The following is a 1,117-nucleotide window of genomic DNA, read 5'->3' on the forward strand; positions in this document are numbered from 1 at the left end:
GTAACCGATCCATAAACCCCACCTACCGCAGGATGAGGCTTTGATTTACCGTGGCATCTCCGGTGAGCAGTTCCACGGAAGCAAGGCCTCATAGTCCTCTACTGACGAGGCATGCGGCAACCGCTCAAGTACGTGGCGCAGCCACGTATAGGGCTCTTGGCCGTTGACCTTTGCTGTCTCGATCAAGCTATAGATCTGCGCACTGGCTGTCGCCCCTTTGGGCGTGTCACTGAACAGCCAGGCCTTGCGCCCGATCACAAACGGTTTTATTGCGCGCTCTGCCGGGTTGTTGTCGATCGGTAAAAATCCAGCTTCCACGTAACGCTCCAGCCGGCTCCAGTTGTTGGCAAGATAATTAACCGCCTTACCCAGCACGCTTTGCGGCGTGACCTGGGACTGGGTTTTCTCCAGCCAGCTTTTCAACTGCGCCAGTACCGGCAAGCTCTTTTCCTGGCGACCGATAAAACGTTGTTCATCACTCACGTCCTTGAGTTCACGCTCGACGCCGTACAGCTTGTTGATCATTGCCAGCGCGATATCCGCGCGCCCGGTTTTACCTTTCGGCTGTACTTTTTGCGCCTCGACAAACTTGCGCCGTGCATGGGCCATGCACGCCAATCGCTCAACACCGGGTTGCAGCGCCAACGCGTTATAGCCGGCGTAATCGTCGGTCATGACATAGCCGCGATAACTTTCCAGCAGGCGCAGTGGCACTTCCTGCGCACGGCTGGAGGTGTAGTCGAACAACACCACTTTTCGATCCGGCGGCCCGCTGGCCTGCACCCACATCCACGATTGGCTGGTCGGGTCGCGATCCGGTTCTTTGAGTACCTGGACGCGGGTTTCATCGCAGTGGATGACCGGGCTTTCCAATAAGCGGTCGCGCATCAGATTCAACAGCGGTTGCAGATGCTCGCCGCATTGGATGATCCAGCGGGCCAGCGTCTGGCGCGGGATTTCTATGCCATGGCGACTCAGCACCGTTTCGAAACGGTGCAGCGGCAAGCCATCGACATACTTGGTGGTCAGCAGCATCGCCAGAACGCTTGGGCTGGCCATGCTCTTTTCGATTAACTGCGCTGGCTTGTCAGCGATGACCGGTGCCATTTCACAACCG

1 protein-coding gene is annotated in these 1,117 nt (G+C 57.6%); it reads right to left on the minus strand.

What is annotated here, in order from left to right; all coding sequences use genetic code 11:
• Window positions 1-45: 45 nt before the first annotated feature.
• Window positions 46-1,117: IS66 family transposase (gene tnpC, locus ACIOWA_RS28080; RefSeq protein WP_401162941.1), on the minus strand; the 1,072-nt coding region annotated here is incomplete at its 5' end.

Origin of the sequence: Pseudomonas sp. NPDC087614, assembly GCF_044743485.1 — a bacterium.
In the GTDB taxonomy this organism is placed as follows: Bacteria; Pseudomonadota; Gammaproteobacteria; order Pseudomonadales; family Pseudomonadaceae; genus Aquipseudomonas; species Aquipseudomonas baetica_A.